Here is a 3,727-nt window from a genome sequence, read left to right as displayed (position 1 = left end):
GCGGGCGGCACCGGCGGGCGGCGCAGGCGGGCGGGCGCGGTGGGACAGCGTGAAGGATCCGTATCCACAGGGGAGAAGACATGGTTCACGGCCTGACACATCTGCGCCTGTGCGCGCTCAACATCGACGGCGTCATGCTCGACGACTCCTTCAGCCCGGTCATCCACCACTTCCTGGTGAGCCGCGGCTGCGCCTACACCGCCGAGGTCGAGCGGAGCATCTTCTCCCGGCCCCGTTCGGTCGCGGGCCGGCTGCTCGCCGAGGCGGTCGGCGAGCCCATGACCGGCGAGGAGGCGCTCGAGGCGTACTTCGAGGAGCGCGCCCGCCATGTGGCCGCGCACCCGGTGCGGGTGAACGACGGGGCGGTCGCCCTGGTCCGCAGGCTGCGGCGGCTGGGTCTTCGCACGGTCTGCTACGGAGGTCTCGGCCAGAGCCACTTCGACGCGTTCCTCGGTGAGCACGCCGGCCTGTTCGACGACCCCGGTTACATCTGCACCGACGCGTTCCGGCCGGGTCTGCACGAGATCGCCGTCGAGTACTTCGGTCTGAAACACGACCAGGTGCTCGTGATCGACGACGTCGCGACGGTCGCCGAGGCGGCCAGATCGCTGGGGATGCCCTTCATCGGTCACCCCAGCCGTTTCGAGCACAGCTTTCAGCGGCAGCTGATGCGCGAGGCCGGCGTCCGGTACCAGGTCGCCTCGCTGCACGCCGTGGACGAGGAACTGCTGCGGTCGGTCGACGCCGGGGCCGCCGCCGGCACGGTGTGGCCGGTCTGAGCGGTCGTCGCCGCGGGCAGGATCGACGGGTCGGCCGGTGCGGGATGCCCGGCATGTGGCGAAGCGAGATAGATGTGACAGAGGGGGAGTGGCCGTGGGAGACGAACACAAGCTGCTGAGCGGCAAGGTGGCCATGATCACCGGGGCGTCGAGCGGGATCGGCGCGGCCGCCGCCCGGCTGTTCGCCGACGAGGGGGCGGCGGTCGTCCTGATGGCCCGCCGTGCGCAGCGGCTGGCCGAGCTGGTGGAGAGCATCCGCGGCGACGGCGGGCGGGCCGCGGCCGTGGCGGGTGACGTGAGGGTGCCGGGTGACGTCGCCCGCGCCGTGGGGACGGCGGTGGACACGTTCGGCAAACTGGACGCGGCCTTCAACAACGCCGGGTACGGCACGGCGGGAGTCCCGCTGCACGAGATGGACGCGCAGACGTACGACCGGACCATGGACGTCAATGTGCGGGGGGTGTGGAACTGCCTGTCCCACCAGATACCGGCGATGCTCGACTCCGGCGCCGGCGGGGCCGTGGTGAACACCTCCAGCGTCGCGGGTCTGAAGGCCACCGGAGCCTCGGCCGCGTACGTCGCCTCCAAGCACGCGGTGATCGGCCTGACGCGGGCGGCGGCCTACGACTACGGCCGGCGGGGCATCCGCGTCAACGCGCTCGTCGTGGGCGCCACCCGGTCCGAGATGATGGACGGCGTCATCGCGCAGCTGCCGGAGCTGGAGGAGGTGTTCCTCTCCGACTCGCTTCAGCACAGGATGTCGCGGCCGGACGAGGTGGCGCAGGCCGCGGCCTGGCTGTGCAGCGACCGTTCGTCGTTCGTCACGGGTTCCGCCATGGCGGTCGACGGCGGTTCGACCGCCGTGTAGCGCGCGCGTGCGCCTCGCGGCGCACGTGCAGGACCTCTCCCTGACGTCGTGCCGGCGTTGCGCCGAAGCAAAGCATAGAGAACGATCGTTTTGCTAAATTGACCTCACGGACGGCCGGGGGTCGCTCCCGGCCGTCCGGTCGTGACCAGGAGGAGGAGATGCATGAGGCAGCAGGAGCGGGCCCTGCGGACGCGCGCCCGGATCGTCCGGGCGGCGGCGCTGGAGATGGACAGGTCCGGCTACGAGGGGGCGCGGCTGTCCCGGGTGTGTCAGGTCGCAGACGCCTCCATGGGGGCGTTGACCTTTCATTTCCCGACCAAGAAGGCGCTGGCCGAGGCGGTGCGGGAAGAGGGCGTGGCGAGTGTCGACGCCGTGGTGAACCGGGCGCTGCCGGCCGGCGCCTCGCGGCTGCGCGCCGTGGCCGACCTGACCGTCGCACTCGCGTCCCTGCTGGAACGGGACGTCGCCGCCCGGGCGGCCGCGCGGGTCGCCCGGGAGCAGCCGGACGTGATGGAGCAGTGGTCGGGCTCCTGGCTGCCGACCGTGCTCGACCTGCTGAGCCGCGCCCGGGCGGATGGTCAGCTGCGGCCGGAGCACTGTCCGCAGACGCTCGCCGCCCTGGTCGTGTACCTGCTGGCCGGTGCGGAGTGGGAGATCCGTACGGGCGGCGGCGCGCCGATGGGCGGCGCCGGGAGCGTCGCCGACCGGCTGGAACAGATCTGGCGGCTGGTCCTGCGCGGCGCGGCGGCCGGGAAGTTCTGAGCCCTCCCCGGTCCCCGGATGCGGTAGCTGTCCTTCCGCACTAGAAAAACATAGCGAACGTTCTGTACGTTATCTGATGTCGTCGGCTCGGCTGTCGTCGGCCCGGCGCGGCGCCGTACCCGCGGCATCAGATCAGTTACCCGACACGGAGCAGATGGAGGACTGGCGTGATTCGATCCGCATACGGGTCCGCGCACTCGCCGCGCTCGGCGCGCTGGACGGGGGCTGCCGGATGAACATCAAGCACCTCAGCGCGTTCCTGACGGTCGCGGACTCCCGCAGCTTCACGCAGGCGGCCCGCATCCTCGGACTGGCCCAGCCGACCGTGACCGCCCGGATCAAGTCCCTGGAACAGACGCTGGACACACCGCTGCTGCTCCGTACAGCCTCCGGAGCCAGCCTCACCCCGGCCGGACGGCGGCTGCACCGCTACGCGCGCCGCATCGTGCAGCTGAGCGAGCTGGCCCAGCAGTCCGTGTGCGACCCCGCCGACGCCCCCGACGCGCTGGTGATCGGGGCCGCCGAGTGCATCGTCACGTACCGCCTGGTCCCGCTCATCGAGTACCTGCACCTCCGGCACCAGCAGCTCGACCTGTCGCTGCGGGCGCTGGACGGTGACCCGGTGCGGCTGGTGCGGGAGGAGCAGATCGACTGCGCGTTCTTCATCGGCCCGCGCACGGCGGCCGCCGACGTGCACCATCGCGTGCTGCGCCCGGAGGGCCTGAGCCTGGTGGCGCACCCCGAACACCCGCTGGCCGGCCGGCCCGTCCTCTCCACCGCCGACCTCGCCCCCCACACGGTGGCCTGCGCCAACCGGGAGAGCGGATACCAGCGGGGCCTGGAGAGGGCGCTGGTCGAGGCGGGCGCCGTCGCCCGCGGGATTCTCGTCCTCGGCTCGGTCGACGCGGTCAAGCGCAGCGTGGGCGAGGGCATCGGCATGGCGCTGCTGCCCACCGTCGCGGTCGCCGAGGAGCTGCGTCTGGGGCAGTTGCGGCGTCTGGACTGGCGGGCGCCCTTCACCGTGTACTCGCAGTGCGTCTGGCGCCGCGGCCTCGACGACGACCCGGTGTTCCGCACGGTGCTCGGCACGGCCCGGCAGGTGCTGGCCGAGTCGGACACGGCGGCCGGGCCGGCGCTGCAAGCGGTCTGCTGACCATGCGGACACGGACACGGACGCGGACACGGACACGGACAGGGACACGGACGGGGAGGGGGACACGGACAGGGACACGGATGGGCCGGGGCCGGGGCCGGGGCCGGGGCCGCGGTCGAGGTCGCCCGCCCGCGCGCGCGGGGAGCCGCGCCCCGGGAGGCCGCG

General features: G+C 72.6%; 4 protein-coding genes. All 4 read left to right on the top strand.

Annotation, left to right across the window (positions count from 1 at the left end; genetic code table 11):
- Positions 1-80: 80 nt before the first annotated feature.
- The 4 genes from BG482_RS39775 (at position 81) to BG482_RS39760 (ending at position 3,562) form a co-directional block, all read left to right on the top strand.
- Complete coding sequence (locus BG482_RS39775) at positions 81-779, top strand: haloacid dehalogenase-like hydrolase (RefSeq protein WP_069774089.1); 699 nt, start codon at positions 81-83, stop codon at positions 777-779.
- A 133-nt stretch (positions 780-912) separates the two neighbouring features.
- Positions 913-1,647: an SDR family oxidoreductase gene (locus tag BG482_RS39770; RefSeq protein ID WP_069774091.1), complete on the top strand. Its 735-nt coding sequence runs from the start codon at positions 913-915 to the stop codon at positions 1,645-1,647.
- 162 nt (positions 1,648-1,809) lie between these two features.
- A complete protein-coding gene (locus BG482_RS39765) occupies positions 1,810-2,409 on the top strand; it encodes a TetR/AcrR family transcriptional regulator (RefSeq protein WP_069774088.1) in 600 nt (199 codons plus the stop codon).
- A gap of 154 nt (positions 2,410-2,563) precedes the next feature.
- Positions 2,564-3,562 (top strand): LysR family transcriptional regulator, encoded by a 999-nt coding sequence (locus tag BG482_RS39760; protein WP_176741582.1) that lies wholly within the window; start codon positions 2,564-2,566, stop codon positions 3,560-3,562.
- The last annotated feature ends 165 nt before the right edge of the window (positions 3,563-3,727 follow it).

The sequence above is a fragment of the Streptomyces sp. LUP30 genome (assembly GCF_001746365.1).
Classification (GTDB): domain Bacteria; phylum Actinomycetota; class Actinomycetes; order Streptomycetales; family Streptomycetaceae; genus Streptomyces.
This window is presented reverse-complemented; position numbering and strand designations above follow the sequence as displayed.

What these genes read in the sequence shown, in the direction of transcription:
- BG482_RS39775 (WP_069774089.1), top strand. Translation starts at nt 81, where the DNA reads ATGGTTCACGGCCTGACACATCTGCGCCTGTGCGCGCTCAACATCGAC.
- BG482_RS39770 (WP_069774091.1), top strand. Translation starts at nt 913, where the DNA reads ATGATCACCGGGGCGTCGAGCGGGATCGGCGCGGCCGCCGCCCGGCTG.
- BG482_RS39765 (WP_069774088.1), top strand. Translation starts at nt 1,810, where the DNA reads ATGAGGCAGCAGGAGCGGGCCCTGCGGACGCGCGCCCGGATCGTCCGG.
- BG482_RS39760 (WP_176741582.1), top strand. Translation starts at nt 2,564, where the DNA reads ATGGAGGACTGGCGTGATTCGATCCGCATACGGGTCCGCGCACTCGCC.